Here is a 1,023-nt window from a genome sequence, read left to right as displayed (position 1 = left end):
CTCGGGGCGCAGCAGCCGCGAGAAACCGTCGCGGTGGCGGGTCCCGGCAGGGGGGCGGCGGGCCTGCTCAGTGTGCTGCAGCCCGCGCTTGGCCCGCGCCAGCGCATGGATCTCGGTCTAGGTGCGCAGCGACCCGCGGTCGATGCGCTGCAGCCGCTCGCGGTAGAGAGCGGGCGTGAGCCAGTCTTCGCTGATGTCCGGCTGCTGCAGCGTCTTGAGCAGCGGCGCCATGCCGGGTTGCGCGGTGATCAGCACGGTGCGTACTTCGGTATTGCCCAGTTGCTCGCGCACCGCGCGCACCAGCTGCAGGCCGGCGTCGTCGGTTTCCATCACCACGTCCAGCAGGATCGCGGAAATGCCGGGGTTGTCCTCCAGCACCTGGCGGGCTTCGCCGGACGAGGATGCGGTCAGCAGCCGCAGCGGGCTTTCGTTGAAGCGGAAATCGGACAGCGCCATGCGCAGCGACTGCTGGAAACCCGGATCGTCATCGACGCTCAACACGGTGAAAGGCGTGCTGTCCGGCGGCTGGCCGCCGTCGGCCAGTTCCTGGCGGAACTCGAACATCCTGTCGTCGCCCGACCATGCGCTACCGCTCATGCCCCTTTCCCCCAGACCCGGCTGTACTGGACCGACACGTGCCACGCCAGCCTAGCGCAATCATGCCTGGCGGTCGAACTGCCTCTGCCTGCCCCTCTGGTGGTGTATCGGCCTTCGCAGGCCGCGCTTGAGCGAGGCACCGGCGGCGTCCCGCGACCCAGCCGTCGCCCGCCGGCGTGCCGGAAGACGGGCAACCGCTCCGCGCCGGCGCTGCCACGCACTATCAGCACGCCTGCCGCAACAGGCGTACGGTGCGGCGGCGACTCGGTCCTTGGTGTCGCCGTTGATCCTGGTCAGTCTGGTGATGCCATGCCCGGCCTTGACCAGGATCGGCTGGCGCCGGTCGCTGACGCCTATCTTCTGCGCCGCCTCGGCGATTTGCAGCGAGTGGCCTCCCGGCAGCACGAACGTCGCGATCGCAGCCGA

General features: G+C 69.6%; 1 protein-coding gene. It reads right to left on the bottom strand.

The window, feature by feature from the left end; translation table 11 throughout:
• Nucleotides 1-117: 117 nt before the first annotated feature.
• Nucleotides 118-597 (bottom strand): response regulator, encoded by a 480-nt coding sequence (locus tag ABB33_RS17805; RefSeq protein WP_082595167.1) that lies wholly within the window; start codon nt 595-597, stop codon nt 118-120.
• Nucleotides 598-1,023 lie beyond the last annotated feature (426 nt).

This window comes from Stenotrophomonas acidaminiphila, from assembly GCF_001431595.1.
GTDB classification, from domain to species: domain Bacteria; phylum Pseudomonadota; class Gammaproteobacteria; order Xanthomonadales; family Xanthomonadaceae; genus Stenotrophomonas; species Stenotrophomonas acidaminiphila.
Note: the sequence above shows the minus strand (reverse complement) of the source record. Positions and strands in the feature narration are given on the sequence as shown.

What these genes read in the sequence shown, in the direction of transcription:
- ABB33_RS17805 (WP_082595167.1), bottom strand. Translation starts at nt 597, where the DNA reads ATGAGCGGTAGCGCATGGTCGGGCGACGACAGGATGTTCGAGTTCCGC.